We start from the raw sequence: 21752 nt of genomic DNA, 5'->3' as shown, positions 1-21752 counted from the left end.
GCGGGCCGCTGGACGGCTCGGTTACTGGCCGTTACCGATGTTGCGCGGGGTGGTGCCGGTGGCGGTGATGCCCTGGGCGCAGAGCGCGGTCGGGCCCTCGATCGACGCGTTGATCCGGAGTGCCCCGATGAAGTCGTCGATCCGGCTGTCGCCGGCGTCGTCGACCTTGAGCTGGTAGCCCCAGGCCTGGAGCGAGATCGCCGAGTCGAGGCCCTCGTAGGGGCTCATCATCGTCTTGTCGGTGCCCTGCACCCGTTCTGCCAGCCGGGCGACCTGGTCCTGCGGCAGGTCGGGGCGGTAGGTGATCCAGATCGCGCCGTGCTCGAGGCTGTGCACCGCGTGCTCGTTGGCGATCGGGGCGTCGTAGACGTCACCGGAGCAGTTCTGCCAGGCGGCGTTGTGCGGACCGGCGACCGGCGGGGTGATCGTGTACTGCACCGGGTCGGGGGTGTGCTGGCTGCCCGCGACCAGTTCGGGGTCGGTCTCCCGGAAGTTGGTGATGCCGGAGATGTCGGCGGCCCGGTCCTCCCACGGCTTCGAGCCCTGGAAGGCGGCGAAGGCGCCGTAGCCGATGATGCCGGCGGCCAGCACGCCGACCGCGACGAACATGGCGATCGGGCCCCAGGCCCGGCCCTGGCTCACCTTGACCGGCGCGATGGGCTTGCGGCCCTTGCCGCCGCCCTTGCCGCCGCCGGCCGGGCGCCCGCCGGGGCGGCCGGGGCCTGTCTTCGGTCCGCTCTTCGTCGCGGTGCCGGCCTTGCCGCCGGTCGTGGCGTTCTTGTCGTCCGTGTCCGGCTTGCCGTCGGCGGTGGCCTTGCTGGCCGGGGCCTTCTTACCGGTGCTGACCACGGAGGGACGGCGTTGGTTGCCACCCGGGGTGCTGATGCTCATGGGGCCTCGCCATATCGGGATCGGTCACGGGGGGACGTGTCGTACGCGGATCTTGGTGCTGTGGTGCTCGTCACTGCGCGTGTTGCGAACCGTGCTGCGATCCGTACTGCGTCCGCAGCACGGTCTGTTGCACGGGGCCGGCGGCTCCCGAGAACGCGCAGGGTCGCCGCCGAGTGACCGAGTCTACCCCCGGTAACATGCATCGGTGACTCCCGCCAAACTCGCCGAGGTCGTGCTCGCCGCTGCCCACGCCGTCTTCGACCAGCGCGGGCTCGACCCGTCCGTGCTGCCGGACGTAACGACGGTGGAGCGGCCGCGTAATCCCGAGCACGGCGACTACGCGTCGACGCTGGCGATGCAGCTCGCCAAGCGGGTCGGTGTGCCGCCACGTGATCTGGCCGCCAGCCTCGCCGAGCAGTTGAACCGGACGCCCGGTATCAAGTCGGTCGAGATCGCCGGCCCCGGCTTCCTCAACCTGCGTCTCGACGCGGCCGCCGCCGGCCAGTTGGCCCGCGAGGTGGTCGAGGCCGGCCCGACGTACGGGCACAGCGACCGGCTCGCCGGCCAGAAGATCAATCTTGAGTTCGTCTCCGCCAACCCGACCGGCCCGGTGCACATCGGCGGGGTGCGCTGGGCGGCGGTCGGCGACGCGCTCGGCCGGCTGCTGCGGGCCACCGGCGCCGAGGTCGGCACCGAGTACTACTTCAACGACGCCGGTGCCCAGATCGACCGGTTCGCCCGCTCGCTGCTCGCCGCGGCCCGGGGCGAGCCGACGCCGGAGGACGGCTACGGCGGGGCGTACATCGCCGAGATCGCCACCGAGGTCCGGGCCCGCCGCCCCGACGTGCTCGACCTCGACGACGCCGCCGCCCAGGAGGTCTTCCGGGCCGAGGGTGTCGCGCTGATGTTCGACGAGATCAAGTCGTCGCTGACCCAGTTCGGGGTGCACTTCGACACGTACTTCAACGAGAAGGACCTGCACGACCGGGGTGAGCTGGACCTCGCCCTGGCCCGGCTGCGCGACCAGGGCCGGGTCTTCGAGGCCGACGGGGCGACCTGGCTGCGCACCACCGACTTCGGCGACGACAAGGACCGGGTGCTGCGCAAGTCCGACGGCGACTGGACCTACTTCGCCGCCGACTGCGCCTACTACCTCGACAAGCGCGAACGCGGCTTCGACCGGGTCGTGATGATGCTGGGCGCCGACCACCACGGCTACGTCGGCCGGCTGCGGGCGATGTCGGCCTGCTTCGGCGACGACCCCGACCGGGCGCTGGAGGTCCTGATCGGGCAGCTGGTCAACCTGGTCCGCGACGGCCAGCCGATGCGGATGAGCAAGCGGGCCGGCACGGTCGTCACGCTCGAGGACCTGGTCGACGCGATCGGCGTCGACGCCTCCCGGTACGCCCTGGCGCGCTACTCCAGCGACTCGCCGATCGACATCGACGTGGAGCTGTGGACCAGGGCGAGCCGGGACAACCCGGTCTACTACGTGCAGTACGTCGCGGCGCGGACGGCGAGCGTGTCCCGCAACGCCGCCGACGCGGGGCTGAGCCGGGGCGACGCCGCGGACTTCCACCCCGAACTGCTGGACCACGACAAGGAGCACGAACTGCTCAAGGCGCTGGGCGAATACCCGGCGGTGGTGGCGGCCTCGGCCGAGTTGCGTGAACCGCACCGGGTGGCCCGCTACCTGGAGGAGCTGGCCGGCACCTACCACCGGTTCTACGACGAGCCGAAGTGCCGGATCCTGCCGCGTGGCGACGAGGAGATCACCGACCGGCACCGCGCCCGGCTGTGGCTCAACGACGCCACCCGGACCGTGATCGCCGCCGGCCTGGGCCTGTTGGGCGTATCCGCGCCGGAACGGATGTAGTGCTGGCGCGGCGGCGCGTCACGGCCCGGCGTCGTGCCGTGACCCGCCGGCCGCGAGCCGTAGGAGAGTAGGAACACATGCGCGCACACGAAGCGGGGGCGCTGCACGGCGACCTCGGCAGCCGGGGGCCGGCCTGGCTGCGTACCCCGGACGACGTCAACCACCTGGTGCCGCAACTCTGGCCGCGCAACGTGGCGCGCGACGCGACCGGCACCCTCGCCGTCGGCGGGCTCACCGCCGGGGCGCTCGCCGAGGAGTTCGGCACTCCGGCGTACGTGCTGGACGAGGGCGACCTGCGGTCGCGCTGCCGGGACTTCCGGGCGGCCTTCCCCGACCAGGACGTCTACTACGCCGGCAAGGCGTTCCTGTGCCGGGCGGTGGTCCGGGTCATCGCCGAGGAGGGCCTGCACCTCGACGTCTGCACCGGCGGCGAACTGCGGACGGCGCTCGCGGCCGGGATGCCGGCCGAGCGGATCGGTTTCCACGGCAACAACAAGTCGGTCGCCGAGCTGACCCGGGCGGTCGACGCCGGGGTGGGCCGGATCATCGTCGACTCGTTCGACGAGATCGACCGGCTGACCGGGATCGCCCGCGAGCGGGGCGTACGCCCCAAGGTGCTGGTCCGGGTGACGGTCGGGGTCGAGGCGCACACGCACGAGTTCATCGCCACCGCCCACGAGGACCAGAAGTTCGGCTTCTCGCTGGCCGGCGGGGCGGCGGCGGAGGCGGCGTTCCGGATCATCGACGAGGACGTGCTGGACCTGCGCGGCCTGCACTCGCACATCGGCTCGCAGATCTTCGACGCCAGCGGCTTCGAGGTGTCGGCCCGCCGGGTGCTCGGCCTCCAGGCCCAGATCCGTGACGCGCGCGGGGTGGAGCTGCCCGAACTCGACCTCGGTGGCGGGTTCGGCATCGCGTACACGACCCAGGACGACCCGGCGACGCCGCAGGACCTCAGCAAGCGGCTCAACAAGATCGTCGACAGCGAGTGCGCCGCGCTCTCGCTGGCGGTGCCGCACCTGTCGGTCGAGCCGGGCCGGGCGATCATCGGGCCGGCGGTGTTCACCCTCTACGAGGTGGGCACGGTCAAGGACGTCGACGGCATCCGCACCTACGTCAGCATCGACGGCGGGATGAGCGACAACATCCGCACGGCCCTTTACGATGCGTCATATTCGGCGACGATCGCGTCACGATCGTCGGGCGCGACGCCGATCCTCGCCCGCGTGGTGGGAAAGCATTGTGAGTCCGGGGACATCGTGGTGAAGGATGAATTCCTGCCCGCCGACGTGCAGCCCGGAGATCTTCTCGCCGTGCCCGGCACGGGTGCCTACTGCCGGAGCATGGCCAGCAACTACAACCATGTCCCGAGGCCCCCGGTCGTCGCTGTCCGTGACGGTAAGGCACGTGTGATCGTTCGCCGGGAGACCGAGGACGATCTGCTGGCACTCGATGTGGGGTGATCATGGTTAAGCCGGTGCGCCTGGCGCTGCTGGGGTGCGGAACCGTCGGCGCCGAGGTGGTGCGCCTGCTGCACGAGCAGGCCGCCGACCTGACGGCACGGGTCGGGGCACCGATCGAGATCGCCGGCATCGCCGTACGCCGGATGGGCCGCGACCGGGGTCCGCTGCCGGTCGACCCGACGCTGTTCACCACCGACGCGCTCGGCCTGGTCAAGCGCGACGACGTCGACGTGGTCGTCGAGGTCGTCGGCGGCATCGAACCGGCCCGCACCTGGCTGGTCGAGGCGCTGCGGTCCGGCAAGAGCGCGGTGACCGCCAACAAGGCGCTGCTGGCCGAGGACGGCGGCTCGCTGCACGACGCCGCCGCCGAGGGCCAGGCCGACCTCTACTACGAGGCGGCGGTCGCCGGGGCGATCCCGCTGCTGCGTCCGCTGCGCGAGTCGCTGCACGGCGACCGGATCACCCGGGTCACCGGCATCGTCAACGGCACCACCAACTTCATCCTGTCCGCCATGGACGCCACCGGCGCCGGCTTCACCGAGGCGCTGGAGGAGGCGACCGAACTCGGGTACGCCGAAGCCGACCCGACCGCCGACGTCGAGGGTTTCGACGCGGCGGCGAAGGCGGCGATCCTGGCCTCGCTGGCCTTCCACAGCCGGGTGACCGCGGCCGACGTGCACCGCGAGGGGATCACCGGGGTCACCGCGGCGGACGTGGCCAGCGCCAAGGCGATGGGCTGCACGATCAAGCTGCTCTGCATCGCGTCCCGGGGGCCGGACTCGACCGGCGCCGACTCGGTCAGCGTGCGGGTGCACCCGGCGATGATCCCGCGTACGCATCCGCTGGCCAGCGTCGGCGACGCCTTCAACGCGGTCTTCGTCGAGGCGGAGGCGGCCGGCCAGTTGATGTTCTACGGCCGGGGCGCCGGCGGCTCGCCGACCGCGAGCGCGGTGCTCGGCGACATCGTGGCGGTGGCCCGCAACCGGCTCGCCGGCGTACGGGCACCGAGCGAGTCGGTCTACGCCGACCTGCCGGTGCGGCCGATGGGGGAGGCGGTCACCCGCTACCACATCAGTCTCGACGTGGCCGACCGCGCGGGTGTGCTGGCCACGGTGGCCGGTGTCTTCGCCAAGCGGGACGTGTCGATCGCGACGGTCCGGCAGTCCGGCCGCGCCGACGACGCCAGCCTGGTCGTGGTCACCCACGGCGCGCCGGAGGCGGCGCTGGCCGCGACGGTCGAGGAGTTGCGCGGGCTCGACATCGTCCGGTCGATCGCGAGCGTGCTGCGGGTCGAGGGCGGCGCCTGACGGTGCCGGACGGCGGCCGGCGGGCCGCGCCGGGCCGGTACGGCACCGGTGACCGGGCCGCCGTCCCGCCAGGTGGGTAACCGGCGGTGCGGCTTTCCGGCACCGGGTGGGCTGGGGGACCCTGGGCTGACCGCGGCCCGGGTGGGACGGACGGGTCGAGTTGCGCGAGGAGAGCGACATGTGGCGGGGTTTGATCGAGACCTACCGGGACCGGCTGCCGGTCACCGACTCCACGCCGGTCGTCACGCTGCACGAGGGCAACACGCCGCTGCTGCCGGCCCCGGTGCTGTCCCGCCGGCTCGACTGTGACGTCTATCTCAAGATCGAGGGTGCCAACCCGACCGGTTCCTTCAAGGACCGCGGCATGACCATGGCCGTGTCCAAGGCGGTCGAGGCCGGCAACAAGGCGATCATCTGCGCCTCCACCGGCAACACCAGCGCCTCCGCGGCCGCGTACGCCGCCCGGGCCGGGATCACCTGCGCGGTGCTGGTGCCGCAGGGCAAGATCGCGCTCGGCAAGCTGGCCCAGGCGCTGGTGCACGGCGCCACCCTGCTCCAGGTCAGCGGCAACTTCGACGACTGCCTCTCGCTGGCGTCGAAGCTGTCCCAGGACTTCCCGGTGGCGCTGGTCAACTCGGTCAACCCGGACCGGCTGCACGGCCAGAAGACCGCCGCCTTCGAGATCGTCGAGGCGCTCGGCACCGCCCCCGACATCCACTGCCTGCCGGTCGGCAACGCCGGCAACATCACCGCGTACTGGATGGGCTACCAGGAGGACGCCGACGCCGGCAACACCAAGGTCCGGCCGAGGATGTACGGCTTCCAGGCGGCCGGCGCCGCCCCGATCGTGACCGGCCAGGCGGTCCGTGAGCCGTCGACGATCGCGACCGCGATCCGGATCGGAAACCCGGCGAGCTGGACCAAGGCGCTCGACGCGCGCGACGCGTCCGAGGGACTGATCGAGGCGGTCACCGACCGCGAGATCCTCGCCGCCTACCGGCTGCTCGCCCGCGAGGTGGGCGTGTTCGTCGAGCTGGGCAGCGCCGCCAGCGTGGCCGGGCTGCTCCAGCAGGCGGCGGCCGGCCGGGTGCCGGCGGGGTCGACGGTGGTGTGCACGGTGACCGGGCACGGCCTCAAGGACCCGGAGTGGGCGATCTCCACCGCACCGGCCCCGATCACCATCGCGAACGACGTGCTGGCCGCCGCCGCGGCGCTCGACCTGGCCTGACTCCGGCCCCGGCGTCAGGCCGGCAGCACGCCGTGCTCGCCGGCGTCGGCGATGGCCGCCCGGGCCAGCAGGGTCGCGGCCCGGTCGATGGTGTCCAGTTCGTCGACGGTGAGCTGTTCGAGCATCCGTTGCAGCCGTTCGATCCCGGCGGTGATGATGCCGTCGATCAGCCTGGTGCCGGCCGTGGTCAGCTCGATCCGCCGGACCCGCCGGTCGTTCGGGTCCTCGCGGCGGGCGACCAGGTCGTGGCCGACCAGCCGGTCGACGATCCCGGTCACGGTCGCCAGGCTGACCCCCATGATCCGGCCCAGGTCCTGGCCGGAGGCGCTGCCCTCGAGCGAGAGCACGAGCAGCACCTTCAACTGCGGCACGGTGAGGTTGGAGTCGAAGAGCGGGTGCGACCGGTCGTAGGCGAGCTGGTGCTGTAGCTGCCGCTGGGAATCGATGATCCGGGCGATGATCCGCGCCTTGTCGATCATCGCACCTCCGCTGGCCGTTCCCTGATCGGACGCTATCAGCGACCCTGCCGGGAAGCGAATCGTACGCCTCGGGCAAACTGTTTGGGTCGAGCTAACCTAAGCCGTCAGGAGTCAGCCCGCTCATGTCGTTGCTCGCCAGACTCAGTCTCGCCAACCGGGGGCTCGTCGCACTCATCGCGGTGGTGATCACCGCCTTCGGTGCGTTCAGCATCCCCAACCTCAAGCAGCAGCTCCTGCCGTCGATGGAGTTCCCGGCGGCCTTCATCATCGCCGCCTACCCGGGTGCCTCGCCCGAGATCGTCGAGGCGCAGGTCGCCGAGCCGATCGAGAACAGCGTCCAGGGCATCGCCGGACTGAGCAAGGTCACCTCGACCTCCAGCGAGGGAATGGCGACCGTCCAGGTCGAGTACGAGTTCGGCACCGACCTCGCCGACGCGGTCAACAAGATGCAGACCGCGATCAACCGGGCCCCGCTGCCCGCCGACGTCGAGCCGACCGTGATCGCCGGCAGCACCGCCGACCTGCCCGCCGTGGTGCTCGCCGCGACCGGCACCGGCGACCAGCAGGAGCTCGCCCGGAAGCTCGCCGACAACGTCGTACCCGAGATCGAGGCCATCGACGGCGTCCGCGCCGTCGAGGTCAGCGGCGCCCGCGACCAGGTCGTGCTGATCACCCCGGACCCGGCGAAGTTCGCCGCCGCCGGCATCCAGCCCACCGCGATCGCCAGCGCACTGCAGGCCAACGGCATCGCCATGCCGGCCGGTGCGCTGACCGAGGGCGACCGGACGCTGTCCGTCCAGGTCGGTACCAGGATCGCCACCATCGAGGACCTGCGCGGCATCTGGCTCGGCCCGGCCGGCTCGGCCGTCCGGCTCGGCGACATCGCGACCGTGGAGTCGCAGGCCGCCCCGCCGACCTCGTTCACCCGCACCAACGGCGCGGACAGCCTCGGCATCATGGTCACGGCCACGCCGGACGGCAACGCCGTGCAGATCTCCCACGAGATCCGTGACCAGCTCGAATCGCTCGGCGCCGGCATCGGCGGCGAACTGACGATCATCTTCGACCAGGCGCCGTACGTCGAGAAGTCGATCGAGACGCTGACCACCGAGGGCCTGCTCGGCCTCGTGATGGCCGTACTCGTGATCCTGGTTTTCCTGATGTCGGTGCGCTCGACCGTGGTCACCGCGGTCTCCATCCCGCTGTCGGTGCTGGTCGCGCTGATCGCCCTGTGGATCGGCGACTACTCGCTCAACCTGCTCACCCTCGGCGCGCTGACGATCGCGGTCGGCCGGGTCGTCGACGACTCGATCGTCGTCCTGGAGAACATCAAGAGACACATGAGCTACGGCGAGGACAAGCGCCGGGCGATCCTCACCGGCGTACGCGAGGTCGCCGGCGCGGTGACCGCGTCGACCCTGACCACCGTCGCGGTCTTCGCGCCGATCGCCCTCGTCGGCGGCTTCGTCGGCCAGATCTTCGCCCCGTTCGCGATCACCGTCACGGTGGCCCTGCTCGCCTCGCTGCTGGTCTCGCTGACCATCATCCCGGTGCTCGCCTACTGGTTCCTGAAGCCGGACGCCGGCGGCGAGAAGGCCCGGCTGGCCGCCGAGGAGAAGGAGCTGCGCAGCCGCCTCCAGCGCAGCTACCTGCCGGTGATCCGTTTCGCCACCCACCGCCGCTGGACCACGCTCGCCCTCGGCCTGGTGGTCCTGCTGGGTACGTTCGCCCTGGCCAGCCGCCTGGAGACGAACTTCCTCGACGACTCCGGCCAGGACACCCTGAGCATCTCGCAGGAGATGCCGGTCGGCACCAGCCTGGCCGCCACCGACGCCGCCGCCCGGCAGGTCGAGGCGGTCCTCGCCGACACCGACGGCGTCGAGTCCTACCAGGTCAGTGCCGGTGACAGCGGCGGGCTGTTCGGCGGGGGCGGCGGTGCGGCGACCGCGTCGTACTCGGTGGCGCTGGACGGCGAGACCGAGCCGGAACAGGTCCGCGACGCGCTGCGCGAGCGGTTCGACGCGCTGACCGGCGTCGGCGAGCTGTCCTTCGGCGCCGGGGGCGGCGGCCCGGGCGGTGCCTCGGCCAACCAGCTCGCGGTGATCGTGCAGGCCGCCGACGCCGACGCGCTGACCACCGCCGCCGAGCAGGTGCGCCAGGCGATGGCCGGGACGCCGAACGTGACCGACGTCTCCAGCAGCCTCGGCGAGCGGGCCCCGCGTATCGACATCACCGTCAACCGGGCGGCCGCCGCCCAGGCCGGGCTCTCCGAGGCGGCGATCGGCCAGATCGTCGGGCAGGCGTTCCGGGGCAGCCCGGTCGGCCAGGTCACCCTCGACGGCGGCCGGCAGAGCGTCGTCATCGGCGGCGGTACGGCCCCGGCCACCGTCGAGCAGCTGCGGGCCCTGCCGATCGGGCCGGTGACCCTCGGCGACCTCGCCCGGGTCGAGCAGGTCGAGGGCCCGCTGTCGGTCACCCGGATCGACGGCGAGCGCAGCGTCACCGTCACCGGCACCGGTACCGGCTCCAACCTCGGCGCGATCACCAGCGCGCTCAACGAGCGGCTGGACGCGCTCGACCTGCCGCCAGGCGCCAGCGTCACCGTCGGCGGGGTCAGCGCCGACCAGGCCGAGGCGTTCGCCGACCTCGGGCTGGCCGTGCTCGCCGCCATCGCCATCGTCTTCGTGATCATGGTGGCGACGTTCCGCAGCCTGATCCAGCCGCTGATCCTGCTCGTCTCGGTGCCGTTCGCCGCCACCGGCGCGATCGGGCTGCTGCTGGTCACCGGCACCCCGCTCGGCGTACCCGCCCTGATCGGCGTACTGATGCTGGTCGGCATCGTGGTCACCAACGCGATCGTGCTGATGGACCTGATCAACCAGTACCGGGACCAGGGCATGGGCGTGCAGGAGGCGGTGGTCGAGGGTGGCCGGCGCCGGCTGCGGCCGATCCTGATGACCGCCATCGCGACCATCTTCGCGCTGACCCCGATGGCGCTCGGTCTCACCGGCGAGGGCGGTTTCATCTCGCAACCGCTGGCCATCGTCGTCATCGGCGGCCTGCTCAGCTCGACCCTGCTCACCCTGGTGCTGGTGCCGACGCTCTACACGATGGTGGAGAACAGCAGGGAGCGGTTCCGGGCCCGGCGGGCCGGTGCGCCGGCCGAACCGCCGGCCGACGACGAGCCGGTCGCGGAGGCGCCGGAACCGGCCCTGGTCGGTGCGGGTGCGTCCGTCGAGGGCCGGCACGCCGCGCCGGCCCAGCACCGGGCCGAACCGGAGCCGGGGCCGGCCCCGTCGGGCGCGCTGGTCGACGGCACCGACCAGTTCGAGGTGCTGCGCCTGCCCCGCTCCAACCGGTCTCCGCTGCCGCCCAAGGAGTAGCCGGACCCGACCGGTCCGCTGTCCGTGACCGAGGCGTCCGCACACGGTGTCGACCGTGTGCGGGCGCCTCGCGTCGGTTCACACCCTCCGCCGGGGCGACGCCGGGCGGCCGGCGGGTAGGGTGCCGGTACGTGGCATCCCCTCTGTCGCTCCTTACCGGAAACCGCGACTTCCGCAACCTGTTCGGCGCGCAACTCGTGGTCTTCGGTGCCGACTGGTTCGTCATGGTGCCGCTGCTGGTGCTGCTTCCCGAGCTGACCGGCAGCGGTGTGTGGGGCGCGCTGGTGCTGGCCGTCGACACCGGCATCGTCGCGCTGCTGCTGCCGTACACCGGGACCGTCGCCGACCGGTTCGACCGCCGCAAGGTCATGATGATCGCGAACGCGGTCGCCCTGGTCGCGCTCCTGCTCCTGCTCGGGGTACGCAGCGCGGGTACGGCCTGGCTGGCGGTGCTGGCGATCGTCGGTGTCGCGGCGGGCAAGGCGTTCTACTCCCCGGCCGCCCAGGCGGCACTGCCGAACGTGGTCGAGCCGGCCGAACTGGCCGGCGCCACCGCCGTCGCCGGCGCGGCCTGGGGAACGATGGCGATCGTCGGCGCCTCGCTCGGCGGGGTGCTGAGCAGCGCCGTCGGCCCGTACGCCTGCTTCTGGATCGCGGCCGGCGCCCTGGCCGTGGCGATCGTGCTGGCCGGCCTGATCCGCCGCCCGTTGCAGGCGCCCCGCGACGGTACGCAGCACGTCCAGCACCCGGTGGCGGCGCTGCGCGAGGCGGTGCAGTACGTCGTACGACGACCGAGGCTGCGCGCCCTGGTGACGGTGAAGTCGGGGGTCGGTCTCGGCAACGGGGTGCTGACCGTGTTTCCGCTGCTGGCCGGGGTCTACGGGGTGGGGGCGCTGGGCGCCGGCCTGCTGTTCGCGGTGCGCGGCGTGGGCGCCCTGCTCGGCCCGATACTGATGCGCCCGGTGCTGACCCGGCGGTCCTGGCTGCTGCCGGGCGTGGCGCTGTCGATGGTCGTGTACGGCCTGTCCTACGTGGGCGTGGCGGTGACGACCTGGTTCCCGCTGGTGCTGGTCCTCGTCTTCCTGGCCCATTTCGCCGGTGGCGGCAACTGGGTGATGTCCAACTACGCCCTGCAGCGGGTGGTGCCCGACCGGCTGCGCGGCCGGATTTTCGCCGTCGACCTGATGGTGGCCACCCTGGCGATCTCGATCAGCCAGCTCGGCGTCGCGGCGGTGATCGACCACGTCGACGAGCGGGTGGTGCTCGCCGGCTGCGGCCTCGTCACGGTCCTCTACGCGATCGTCTGGCGGCTGGCGACCCGCAAGCTGTCGCTGGCCGACCCGGTCCCGGCCGGCTCCGAGCCGCCGGCCTAGCCGCACCGGCCCCGCCCATATCCCACTTCCCTTCGGGCCGCCTGCCGGGCTAGCATGGTGATATCACTTCAATACCAAGGGGATGTCATGGAGAGACGCGCCTTCCGGTTTTCCGGGTTCCTTGCCATCGCCGGCCTGCTGGTGCTGACCGCGGCCGCGCTCCTGGTGGTCGTTCCGCTGCTCGGCGAGCCCGGAGTCCACCCGCTGATCCCCGTCGTCGTGGTGGTCTGGGCCCTGATCGCCGTGCTGGCGGCGACCGGGTTCATCGTCGTCAACCCCAACGACGCCCAGGTGGTGCAGTTCTTCGGCCGCTACGTCGGCACCATCCGTGAGCCCGGCCTGCACTGGACCTGGCCGCTGTCCGCCCGCAGCCGAGTCACCCTGCGGGTACGCAACTTCGAGACGGCCCGGCTCAAGGTCTCCGACGCCGACGGCAACCCGGTCGAGATCGCGGCCGTCGTCGTGTGGCGGGTGATCGACTCGGCCCGGGCCGTCTTCTCCGTCGACGACCACGTCGAGTACGTCTCCGTCCAGGCCGAGTCCGCCGTCCGGCACCTGGCCGCGAGCTACCCGTACGAGGCGCACGACAGCGGTCGGGCCAGCCTGCGGGACGGGGCCGTGGTCAACGAGGAGCTGACCAACGAGCTGCGCGAACGGGTCGAGCTGGCCGGCGTCGAGGTGCTGGAGTCCCGCACCACCCACCTCGCGTACGCGCCGGAGATTGCGCACGCGATGCTGGCCCGGCAGCAGGCCAGCGCCATCGTCGGCGCCCGCTTCAAGATTGTCGAAGGCGCGGTGGGTATGGTCTCCAACGCCCTCGACCGCCTCCGCGAGGAGCACGTCGTCGAACTGGACGAGGAGCGCAAGGCCCAGATGGTGTCCAACCTGCTCGTCGTGCTCTGCGGCGACCGGGCGGCCCAGCCGGTGGTGAACGCCGGCTCCCTCTACAGCTAGGACGGCGCTGGGCTCATGGTCGAACGCAAGAAGCTGTTGCTCCGCCTCGACCAGCAGGTTTACGACGCGATCGCCAAGTGGGCGGCCGACGACCTGCGTAGCGTGAACGCGCAGATCGAATATGCCCTACGGATGGCGCTGCGGACCGCCGGCCGTTCCCCGAAACCCCCTCGGCCCGCGGAGCCGGCTCCACCGCCACGAGGGTCCGAACAGGCCGAGCCGGACGACGACTGAAACCGGGCGACCGGTCGGCACCGCGCCGGCCGGTCGCCCGCCGCTGATCGGGGTCCGGCCGGGCTCAAATAGCATGAGCCGATGGGCGTCGAATTCGTTTCCGGGCCGGTCCGCGTGCGGGTACCGGCCACCAGCGCCAACCTGGGGCCGGGCTTCGACTCGCTGGGCCTCGCCCTCGCGCTGTACGACGACGTCAGCGCCGAGGTGACCGCGGGCGGCTGCCGGGTGACGGTGACCGGGCAGGGGGCCGGCGAGCTTCCCACCGACGAGACCCACCTGGTCGTACGCGCCATGTTCGCCGCCTTCGACGCCCTCGGCGGGCGCCCGCCCGGGCTCGCCGTCGAGTGTCTGAACCGGATTCCGCAGGCCCGCGGGCTGGGATCCTCGTCGGCGGCGATCGTCGCCGGCGTACAGCTCGCCCGGGCGCTGGTCGTGGACGGCCCGGACCGGCTCGACGACGCCGCCGCCCTCGACCTGGCCGCGGCACTCGAGGGCCACCCGGACAACGTCGCGCCCTGCCTGCTCGGCGGGTTCACCATCGCCTGGTCCGGGGCCGCCCCCGGGGCGCGGGCGGTGACGCTGGCCCCCGCCGACCAGATCCGGCCGGTCGTCTTCGTGCCCGAGGAGCGCGGCCTGACCGCGCAGGCCCGGGCGGCGCTGCCGGCGACCGTCCCGCACGGCGACGCCGCGTTCGCCGCCGGCCGGGCGGCGCTGCTGGTCCACGCGCTGACCCACGATCCCGCCCTGCTGCTGCCGGCCACCGAGGACCGGCTGCACCAGGACTACCGGGCACCCGGCATGCCGGCCACCGCCGCCCTGGTCGCCGCGCTGCGTGCGGCGGGTGTGGCTGCCGTGGTCAGTGGGGCCGGGCCGACCGTGCTGGCACTTTCCGAACCGCCCGAGGGTTTCGACCCGGGAATGGGCTGGGCCGTTCTACGGTTGCTGGTGGATGTAGCCGGTGCCCAGGTTGACAGGGGTACACTGGGACACGCCGAGCGGGACCCTGTTGCCGCAGGTCGGAAGAGTTGATTACGCTCTAGGCCAAGCACAGCCGCGAAGCACGCGATCTCCTGCGGAACGGCGCACCCCGAAAGCTTTCGGCGGTCAGCCGTCTTACCTCTGCCTAGGCATACGCCGCACCGCAGTTTCCACAGATCGCCGCAGACGGCGAGACGCGCACACCGACCCATGGTGAGCCGGAATCCGCCGTTGCTGTTGTGCCACAGACTCCCGCGACGCGTTACGCGAGGCGGGTGCACCGAGGCCGCCCGGCCACCAGTTTCTCCGATCCGGGCAGCCCCGGCCTTATCGAGGGAAGGAATCCATTGAGCGACACCACCGACGTGACGTCGGACGTTTCCAACGTCGCTGCTGACGCCACCACCGGTCCGGTCCGCCGCCGTCGGTCCGGCACCGGTCTGTCGGCGATGCTGTTGCCGGAGCTCCAGAGCCTGGCCGCGTCACTCGGCATCTCCGGCACCGCCCGGATGCGTAAGGGCGAGCTGATCTCGGCGATCACCGAGCGGCAGGGCGGCGGTGCGGCCGCCGCCGCGCCGGCGAACCCGCCCCGGCCCAGGGCCGAGGTCGCGGCCGCCACCGCACCGGCCCGCGAGGAGGTGCGCGCCGAGGTCCGCGAGGCCGACGGCGAGCGTCGTGGCGCCGACGCGGCGGTGGTCGAGACTTCGGCGCCGCCCGCCACCGAGGGGCGCCAGCGCGCCCCGCGCCGTACCCGGGCGACGACCGCCGCGACGGCCGCCGCGGCCCCGCCGGCCACCGTCGAGCCCCGCACCGAGGAGCCGGCGCCGGCCGAGCGGGTCGAGCGTGCCGAGCCGCGCGGCGGACGCGAGCGTTCCGAGCGCGGTGAGCGCACCGACCGTGGTGAGCGGTCCGAACGCACCGAGCGTTCCGAGCGGTCGGAGCGCGGCGAGCGCACCGAGCGGTCGGACCGGGGTCCGCGCAACAGTGACCGGGACCGGGACCGGGGCGCCGAGCGCGACAGCCGCAACAACGAGCGCGACAACCGCGACAACCGGGACAACGACGATGACGACGAGAGCGGTGGCCGGCGCAGTCGGCGCAGCCGCTTCCGGGACCGTCGCCGGGGTCGTGGTGAGCGTGGCGAGGGCGACACCGGCGGCCGCGAGCCGCAGGTCGCCGAGGACGACGTGCTCGTCCCGGTCGCCGGCATCATCGACGTGCTCGACAACTACGCCTTCGTCCGCACGACCGGCTACCTCTCCGGTCCGAACGACGTCTACGTCTCGATGTCCCAGGTCAAGAAGTACGGCCTGCGGCGTGGCGACGCGGTGACCGGCGCGGTGCGCGCGGCGCGTGAGGGCGAGCAGCGGCGCGACAAGTACAACCCGATGGTCCGCCTGGACACCATCAACGGGATGGACCCGGACGAGGCCAAGCGGCGCCCCGAGTTCTACAAGCTCACCCCGCTCTATCCACAGGAGCGGTTGCGGCTGGAGACCGAGCCGCACATCCTCACCACCCGGGTCATCGACCTGGTCATGCCGATCGGCAAGGGGCAGCGGGCGCTCATCGTCTCGCCGCCGAAGGCCGGTAAGACCATGGTGCTCCAGGCGATCGCCAACGCGATCACCCACAACAACCCGGAGTGCCACCTGATGGTGGTGCTGGTCGACGAGCGGCCCGAAGAGGTCACCGACATGCAGCGGTCGGTCAAGGGCGAGGTCATCGCGGCCACGTTCGACCGTCCGCCGCAGGACCACACCACGGTCGCGGAGCTGGCGATCGAGCGGGCCAAGCGCCTCGTCGAGCTGGGCCACGACGTGGTCGTGCTGCTCGACTCGGTGACCCGGCTCGGCCGGTCGTACAACCTGGCCGCGCCGGCCAGCGGCCGGATCATGTCCGGTGGTATCGACTCGACCGCGCTCTACCCGCCCAAGCGCTTCCTGGGCGCGGCCCGCAACATCGAGAACGGTGGGTCGCTGACCATCCTCGCCACCGCGCTGGTGGAGACCGGATCCATGATGGACACGGTCATCTTCGAGGAGTTCAAGGGCACGGGTAACGCCGAGCTGAAGCTCGACCGGAAGATCGCCGACAAGCGGGTCTTCCCGGCGATCGACATCCACCCGTCCGGCACGCGTAAGGAGGAGATCCTGCTCGCGCCGGAGGAACTGGCGATCACGCACAAGCTGCGCAAGGTGCTGCACTCGCTGGACTCGCCGGCCGCGCTGGACCTGCTGCTGGACCGGCTCAAGCAGAGCCGTACCAACATCGAGTTCCTGATGCAGATCGCGAAGTCGGCGCCGGGCGAGTAACCCGCGCAAACGAGGAGGGGCCCGGCCGGGTATCGGCCGGGCCCCTCTCTGTGTCCGGTGTCGCACATCGTGTCCGCCGTTCGGATGACGGCACGTGAAACCGTCCTCACACTGCGCGGTGAGATCGCCCGGTAGTGCCTCGGCGAGACCGGCTCCGGTACGGCGATCCCGCGGAAATCCGTCGCGAGGAGACACAGATGGCGATACCGGGTTATCGAGACGAGCCGTCGCCGGACCGGGACCCGTCGGCACCGGTCGACGTCGCGGAGGCCGAGGACTTCCTGCGGATGTGTTACGCGGAGAACCCCCGCTTCGGCGATCTCGGACCCCGGCTCGACGAGGTGCGCGCCCAGATCGACGCCACCGGCACCTACACGCACAGCACCGAGGAGCTGACGTACGGGGCGAAGGTGGCGTGGCGCAACGCGAGCCGGTGCATCGGCCGGCTCTACTGGCGCAGCCTGGTGGTGCTCGACGAGCGGAAGGCCCGCGGCGCGGACGAGATCTTCACCCGGATGGTCCGCCACCTCAACCTCGCCGGCGGCACCGGCCGCGCCGACCGGGCGGCGGGGGCGATCCGGCCGGTCATCACGGTGTTCGCGCCGGCCGAGCCCGGCCGCCCGCACGCCCGGGTGTGGAACGAGCAACTGATCCGGTACGCCGGTTACCGCACCCCGACCGGCGAGGTGGTCGGTGATCCGCGGAACGTCGACTTCACCCGGGCCGTACAGGACCTGGGCTGGAAGGGCGCGGGCGGGGCGTTCGACGTACTGCCGCTGGTGATCCAGACGCCGCAGGACGGCGTACGCCTCTTCGACCTGCCGGCCGACGCGGTGCTGGAGGTGCCGCTCGAACACCCCGAGTACGACTGGTTCGCCGGCCTCGACCTGCGCTGGCACGCCGTACCGGCGATCGCGAACATGCGGCTCAGCATCGGCGGCGTGGACTATCCACTCGCGCCGTTCAACGGCTGGTACATGGGCACCGAGATCGGGGCCCGCAATCTCGCCGACCCCGACCGCTACGACCTCGTCCCGGTCGTGGCCCGGGCGATGGAACTGGACACGTCGCGGGCCAGCACGCTGTGGCGGGACCGGGCGCTGGTGGAGCTGAACCGGGCGGTGCTCTGGTCGTTCGAGCGGGCCGGCGTGCGGATCAGCGACCACCACACCGAATCGGACCGGTTCGTCACCCACCTGGGCAACGAGCGGCGGGCCGGCCGGGAGGTGCCGGCGGACTGGACCTGGATCGTGCCGCCGATCTCGGGCGGGGCGACCCGGGTCTTCCACCGCTACTACCACGAGGCCGACCAGCGGCCGAACTTCTATCTCGACAGTGCGGCCCGCGACCTGGGCCGGTACGGGCACCTCGGCCCGTCGCCCCGGCACGCCGCGCCCGAGGACGCCCCGGAGGGCGCCCCGGTCGCGGGGGAGCGCGTCCCGGTTGCCGGGGAGTCCGCCGCCCCCGCCGCCCCCGCCGCCGCCGCCCCCGCCGTGCCCGGCGCCCGGACTCCGCTGCCGGCCGGCGGGGCGCCCCGGCAGTCGGCACCGGCGATCCGGCCGGCCTGCCCGGTGGCGCACTGAGGAGGATCGACTCTTTGGAGTTTTTCTTCAAGTAACCCGGTAGCTATTGAAAGTTCTATACGGGCTCGGGTTGACTACCGGACATGCGTACCCGCAGCCGATCACTCCGCCTCGTCGGCGTCCTCGTCCTGGCGCCGCTGCTGACGCTCGCCGGCCCGCTGCCGGCGTACGCCGAACCCCGGCCGGGCCTCACCGGCCCGGCCGGCACGGCCGTCGAGGACGCGCCCGCCGCCTCGTCCTACCCGGCGGCCGGCGCGTCGCCGCTGTCGGTCGAGCCGGCCGGCGGCATCGAGACCGCGACCCGGACCCGCCCGGTCGCCCCCGGCCTCACCCTGACCTCGTTCGACCGCTTCGACCCGGCGGGCTGGCTGCGCGCCGACGCGCTCACCGCCGACCTGTCCGGCGGCCTGACCGTCGACTACGTCAACTCCGGCGCCGTCGCCCGGGCCGAGCCGCTGCGTAGGGCCGCCGACGCGGCCGGCGCGGTCGCCGCCGTCAACGGCGACTTCTTCGACATCAACAACTCCGGCGCCGCCCAGGGCATCGGCATCCGCGACGGCGAGCTGGTCCAGTCGCCGATCGCCGGGCACCACAACGCCGTCGCGATCACCACCGGCGGGCTCGGCCGGGTGATCCAGGTGCACTTCGACGGCACCGCCACCCTGCCCACCGGCCCGGTGGCGCTCACCCAGTTCAACAACCTGGTCCAGACCGGCGGCATCGGCGTCTTCACCGCGCTGTGGGGGACGTACCCGCGCGCCCGGGCCGTGTCCGGCGCGACCCGGGTGACCGAGGTCGCCGTCGTCGACGGGCACGTCGCCCGGGTCGGCGCCAGCGCCGGTGAGGGCGCCATCCCGGCCGGTACGACGATCCTGCTCGGCCGCGACGCCGGCGCCGACGCGCTCGCCGCGCTGCGTCCCGGCGACCCGGTCACCGTCGCCTACCGGCCCAAGCCGTCCGACGGCAGCGAACTTCACGCCGCCGTCGGCGGCAACCACGTCCTGGTCCGCGACGGCGTCGCCCAGAACATCGGCGACGTCAACCCCGAACCGCGTACGGCGGTCGGCTTCTCCGCCGACGGCCGCCGGATGATCCTGCTGACCGTCGACGGCCGGCAGGCCGACAGCCGGGGCGTGACGCTGACCGAACTCGGCCGGATGATGACCGAACTCGGCGCCCACCACGCGCTCAACCTCGACGGCGGCGGCTCGTCCACACTGCTCGCCCGCGAACCCGGGGCGGCCGCCGTCCAAGTCGAGAACAGCCCGTCCGACGGCTCCGAGCGGGCCGTACCGAACGGGCTGGCGATCTTCGCGCCGCGCGGCAGCGGCCGGCTGAAGGCGTACTGGGTGGAGACGGCGACCGACCCGTCCGCCGCGCCCGGCCTCGGCCCGGTAGGCGGCGGCCGGCCGGACCGGGTCTTCCCCGGCCTGACCCGCCGGCTGACCGCCGCCGGCCACGACGAGACGTACGGCCCGGCGGCCGGCGCCCCGAACTGGCGGGCCAACCCGGCCGTACACGGCGTGGTGTCCCGGGACGGTGTCTTCCGCGCCCTGGTACCCGGCCCGACCACGGTCACCGCGTCCCGGGGCGCGGCGAAGGGCGAGCTGAAGCTGACCGTGCTCGGACCGCTGGCCCGCATCGACGCCACCGCCGACAAGGTCGGCCTGGCCGGCGCCGACGCGTCGGCCCTGGTCGGCATCGTCGGCTACGACGCCGAGGGCAACACCGCGCCGATCGAGCCCGCCGACGTACGCCTGGACTACGACCGCGACCTGCTCGACGTCACCCCGACCGACGACGGCTTCCTGCGGGTGACCGCCAAGGCCGGCACCGGCGGCGGGCTGCTGACCGCCCGGGTCGGCACGGCGACGACCGCCGTACCGGTCACCGTCGGGCTCGAAGAGGTGCCGGTCGCCACCTTCGACGACGCCGCCAACTGGCGGTTCAGCGCCGCCCGGGCCACCGGCTCCGCCGCCCCGGCACCCGGGCACACCGGCACCGGGCTCAAGCTGACGTACGACTTCAGCACCTCGACCGGCACCCGGGCCGCGTACGCCGACCCGCCGGCCTGGATCGAGGTCGACGGCCAGCCGCAGGCGTTCGGGATGTGGATCCACAGCACCGGCAAGGGGGAGTGGCCCAGCCTGCACCTGCACGACGCGCTCGACCAGCAGCACGTACTGCGCGGCCCCTACCTGGACTGGACCGGCTGGCGGTACGTCGAGATGGCGGTTCCGGCCGGCGTGCAGTACCCGGTCCGGATCCGGCGCTTCTACGTCGCGGAGACCGACGGGGCGGCGGCGTACACCAACGAGATCGTCATCGACGACATCGTGGCGAAGGTGCCGCCGACGGTGGAGGCGCCGGCCGAGCCGGCCCGTACCGACCGGGTGGTGGTCCGCGACGGCACCGTCGACGGCGCCGACTGGCGGTTCGCGGTCCTCTCCGACGTCCAGTTCGTCGCCGCCGCCCCGGACAGCGACCTGGTCGCCCAGGCCCGCCGTACGCTGCGCGAGGTGAAGGCGGCCCGGCCGGACTTCCTGGTCATCAACGGCGACTTCGTCGACACCGCCTACCCGGCCGACTTCGCGCTCGCCAAGCGGATCCTCGACGAGGAGCTGGGCGGCGAGTTGCCGTACTTCTACGTACCGGGCAACCACGAGATCATGGGTGCCCCGATCGCCAACTTCCAGGCGGTTTTCGGCGCGCCGTCGCGGGTCTTCGACCACAAGGGCACCCGCTTCGTGACGCTGAACTCGGCGACCGGCACGCTGCGCGGCGGCGGCTTCGACCAGATCCGCGCCCTGCGGGCCGCCCTCGACGGCGCGGCCACCGACCCGGCGGTCGGATCGGTGGTGGTGCTGCACCACCACCCGCCGCGCGACCCGCTGCCGGCGAAGGCGAGCCAGCTCGGCGACCGCAAGGAGGCGGCGCTGCTGGAGCAGTGGCTGGCCGAGTTCCAGCACCGCACCGGCAAGGGCGCGGCGTTCGTCGGCGGGCACGTCGGCACGTTCCACGCCGACCGGGTCGACGGGGTCCCGTACGTCATCAACGGCAACGCCGGCAAGAGCCCGTCGACCCCGCCGCACCTGGGCGGCTTCACCGGCTGGACGATGTTCGGTGTCGACCGGGTGAGCGAACGCGACGCCGAACGGGCCCGCCGCAACCCGCTGGCCGAGGGGCCGCGGTGGATCAGCGCACAGACCCGGGCGCACGTCGACTCGCTCACCGTGACCGCGCCGGCCACCGTCGCACCCGGCACCCCGGTGCCGGTGACCGCCACGGTCGGCCAGGCCGGCGGGCGGCAGGTGCCGGTGGCCGCGCCGCTCAGCGCCGACTGGAGTGCCTCCCCGAACGTCCACATCGGCGGCGTGCTGGGCCTGCGGCCCTGGCACGTGGCCTGGTTCGACCCGGACAGTGGACAGCTCAGGGCGCTACGCGCCAGCGGGTCGGTCGTGCTCGCGGTGACCGTGAACGGGGTCCGGGCCGAGACGACGCTGACCCTGCGCCCGGCGGCCCGCCAGGCGGCCTGAGCCCTGATCGCGTGCCCCGGCCCGGCGGTCCCCCGGGCCGGGACACGCCTGCCCGACCCCCGTGGCCCCCGGGGCCGGGCACCGCCGGCGGGCGGTTGTCCCGGTGGATTTCCCGGGCCGGTCGGGACAGCCGCCTCATGCGGCCCGAGTCA

14 protein-coding genes are annotated in these 21752 nt (G+C 72.7%); 12 read left to right on the top strand and 2 right to left on the bottom strand.

From position 1 onward, the window contains the following. Nucleotides 1–21: 21 nt before the first annotated feature. On the bottom strand, nucleotides 22–891 hold the full coding sequence (locus tag AB0I42_RS01040; protein WP_357532954.1) for a DUF3105 domain-containing protein: 870 nt from the start codon (nucleotides 889–891) through the stop codon (nucleotides 22–24). A gap of 205 nt (nucleotides 892–1096) precedes the next feature. Here AB0I42_RS01040 and argS point away from each other — a divergent pair, with 205 nt between their 5' ends. The 4 genes from argS (at nucleotide 1097) to thrC (ending at nucleotide 6765) form a co-directional block, all read left to right on the top strand. Beyond that, the gene (gene argS, locus AB0I42_RS01035) at nucleotides 1097–2767 is read left to right on the top strand and encodes an arginine--tRNA ligase (RefSeq protein ID WP_357532952.1); all 1671 of its coding nucleotides are present in this window, start codon (nucleotides 1097–1099) and stop codon (nucleotides 2765–2767) included. Nucleotides 2768–2844: 77 nt separating this feature from the next. Continuing rightward, on the top strand, nucleotides 2845–4230 hold the full coding sequence (lysA, locus tag AB0I42_RS01030) for a diaminopimelate decarboxylase (RefSeq protein ID WP_357532950.1): 1386 nt from the start codon (nucleotides 2845–2847) through the stop codon (nucleotides 4228–4230). 14 nt (nucleotides 4231–4244) lie between these two features. Then, nucleotides 4245–5537, top strand: a complete 1293-nt coding sequence (locus AB0I42_RS01025; protein WP_357532948.1) for a homoserine dehydrogenase — start codon at nucleotides 4245–4247, stop codon at nucleotides 5535–5537. Between the two features lie 178 nt (nucleotides 5538–5715). Continuing rightward, nucleotides 5716–6765: a threonine synthase gene (gene thrC, locus AB0I42_RS01020; protein ID WP_357532947.1), complete on the top strand. Its 1050-nt coding sequence runs from the start codon at nucleotides 5716–5718 to the stop codon at nucleotides 6763–6765. Nucleotides 6766–6779: 14 nt separating this feature from the next. Here the strand turns inward: thrC and AB0I42_RS01015 are convergent, their stop codons facing one another. Then, nucleotides 6780–7244: a MarR family transcriptional regulator gene (locus AB0I42_RS01015; protein ID WP_357532945.1), complete on the bottom strand. Its 465-nt coding sequence runs from the start codon at nucleotides 7242–7244 to the stop codon at nucleotides 6780–6782. Between the two features lie 122 nt (nucleotides 7245–7366). Between AB0I42_RS01015 and AB0I42_RS01010 the strand changes: the two genes are divergently transcribed. From AB0I42_RS01010 to AB0I42_RS00975, 8 genes are all read left to right on the top strand, one after another. Next, on the top strand, nucleotides 7367–10627 hold the full coding sequence (locus tag AB0I42_RS01010; protein ID WP_357532943.1) for an efflux RND transporter permease subunit: 3261 nt from the start codon (nucleotides 7367–7369) through the stop codon (nucleotides 10625–10627). A 131-nt stretch (nucleotides 10628–10758) separates the two neighbouring features. Continuing rightward, nucleotides 10759–12000, top strand: a complete 1242-nt coding sequence (locus tag AB0I42_RS01005) for an MFS transporter (protein WP_357532941.1) — start codon at nucleotides 10759–10761, stop codon at nucleotides 11998–12000. Nucleotides 12001–12087: 87 nt separating this feature from the next. Further along, complete coding sequence (locus tag AB0I42_RS01000) at nucleotides 12088–12954, top strand: SPFH domain-containing protein (protein WP_357532940.1); 867 nt, start codon at nucleotides 12088–12090, stop codon at nucleotides 12952–12954. Between the two features lie 15 nt (nucleotides 12955–12969). Then, complete coding sequence (locus tag AB0I42_RS00995; RefSeq protein ID WP_357532939.1) at nucleotides 12970–13188, top strand: hypothetical protein; 219 nt, start codon at nucleotides 12970–12972, stop codon at nucleotides 13186–13188. Nucleotides 13189–13269: 81 nt separating this feature from the next. Continuing rightward, nucleotides 13270–14217 carry a homoserine kinase gene (thrB, locus tag AB0I42_RS00990; RefSeq protein WP_357532937.1) on the top strand — a complete coding sequence of 316 codons (948 nt, stop codon included), beginning with the start codon at nucleotides 13270–13272 and terminating at the stop codon, nucleotides 14215–14217. Between the two features lie 296 nt (nucleotides 14218–14513). Next, complete coding sequence (rho, locus tag AB0I42_RS00985; protein ID WP_357532935.1) at nucleotides 14514–16481, top strand: transcription termination factor Rho; 1968 nt, start codon at nucleotides 14514–14516, stop codon at nucleotides 16479–16481. A 197-nt stretch (nucleotides 16482–16678) separates the two neighbouring features. Continuing rightward, on the top strand, nucleotides 16679–18064 hold the full coding sequence (locus tag AB0I42_RS00980) for a nitric oxide synthase oxygenase (RefSeq protein ID WP_357532933.1): 1386 nt from the start codon (nucleotides 16679–16681) through the stop codon (nucleotides 18062–18064). An 83-nt stretch (nucleotides 18065–18147) separates the two neighbouring features. Continuing rightward, nucleotides 18148–21600 carry a phosphodiester glycosidase family protein gene (locus AB0I42_RS00975; protein ID WP_357532931.1) on the top strand — a complete coding sequence of 1151 codons (3453 nt, stop codon included), beginning with the start codon at nucleotides 18148–18150 and terminating at the stop codon, nucleotides 21598–21600. The last annotated feature ends 152 nt before the right edge of the window (nucleotides 21601–21752 follow it).

Source organism: Polymorphospora sp. NPDC050346, from assembly GCF_040655695.1.
Lineage (GTDB): Bacteria > Actinomycetota > Actinomycetes > Mycobacteriales > Micromonosporaceae > Polymorphospora > Polymorphospora lycopeni.
Note: the sequence above shows the minus strand (reverse complement) of the source record. Positions and strands in the feature narration are given on the sequence as shown.

What these genes read in the sequence shown, in the direction of transcription:
- AB0I42_RS01040 (WP_357532954.1), bottom strand. Translation starts at nt 891, where the DNA reads ATGAGCATCAGCACCCCGGGTGGCAACCAACGCCGTCCCTCCGTGGTC.
- lysA (WP_357532950.1), top strand. Translation starts at nt 2,845, where the DNA reads ATGCGCGCACACGAAGCGGGGGCGCTGCACGGCGACCTCGGCAGCCGG.
- thrC (WP_357532947.1), top strand. Translation starts at nt 5,716, where the DNA reads ATGTGGCGGGGTTTGATCGAGACCTACCGGGACCGGCTGCCGGTCACC.
- AB0I42_RS01015 (WP_357532945.1), bottom strand. Translation starts at nt 7,244, where the DNA reads ATGATCGACAAGGCGCGGATCATCGCCCGGATCATCGATTCCCAGCGG.
- AB0I42_RS01010 (WP_357532943.1), top strand. Translation starts at nt 7,367, where the DNA reads ATGTCGTTGCTCGCCAGACTCAGTCTCGCCAACCGGGGGCTCGTCGCA.
- AB0I42_RS01000 (WP_357532940.1), top strand. Translation starts at nt 12,088, where the DNA reads ATGGAGAGACGCGCCTTCCGGTTTTCCGGGTTCCTTGCCATCGCCGGC.
- AB0I42_RS00995 (WP_357532939.1), top strand. Translation starts at nt 12,970, where the DNA reads ATGGTCGAACGCAAGAAGCTGTTGCTCCGCCTCGACCAGCAGGTTTAC.
- thrB (WP_357532937.1), top strand. Translation starts at nt 13,270, where the DNA reads ATGGGCGTCGAATTCGTTTCCGGGCCGGTCCGCGTGCGGGTACCGGCC.
- AB0I42_RS00980 (WP_357532933.1), top strand. Translation starts at nt 16,679, where the DNA reads ATGGCGATACCGGGTTATCGAGACGAGCCGTCGCCGGACCGGGACCCG.
- AB0I42_RS00975 (WP_357532931.1), top strand. Translation starts at nt 18,148, where the DNA reads ATGCGTACCCGCAGCCGATCACTCCGCCTCGTCGGCGTCCTCGTCCTG.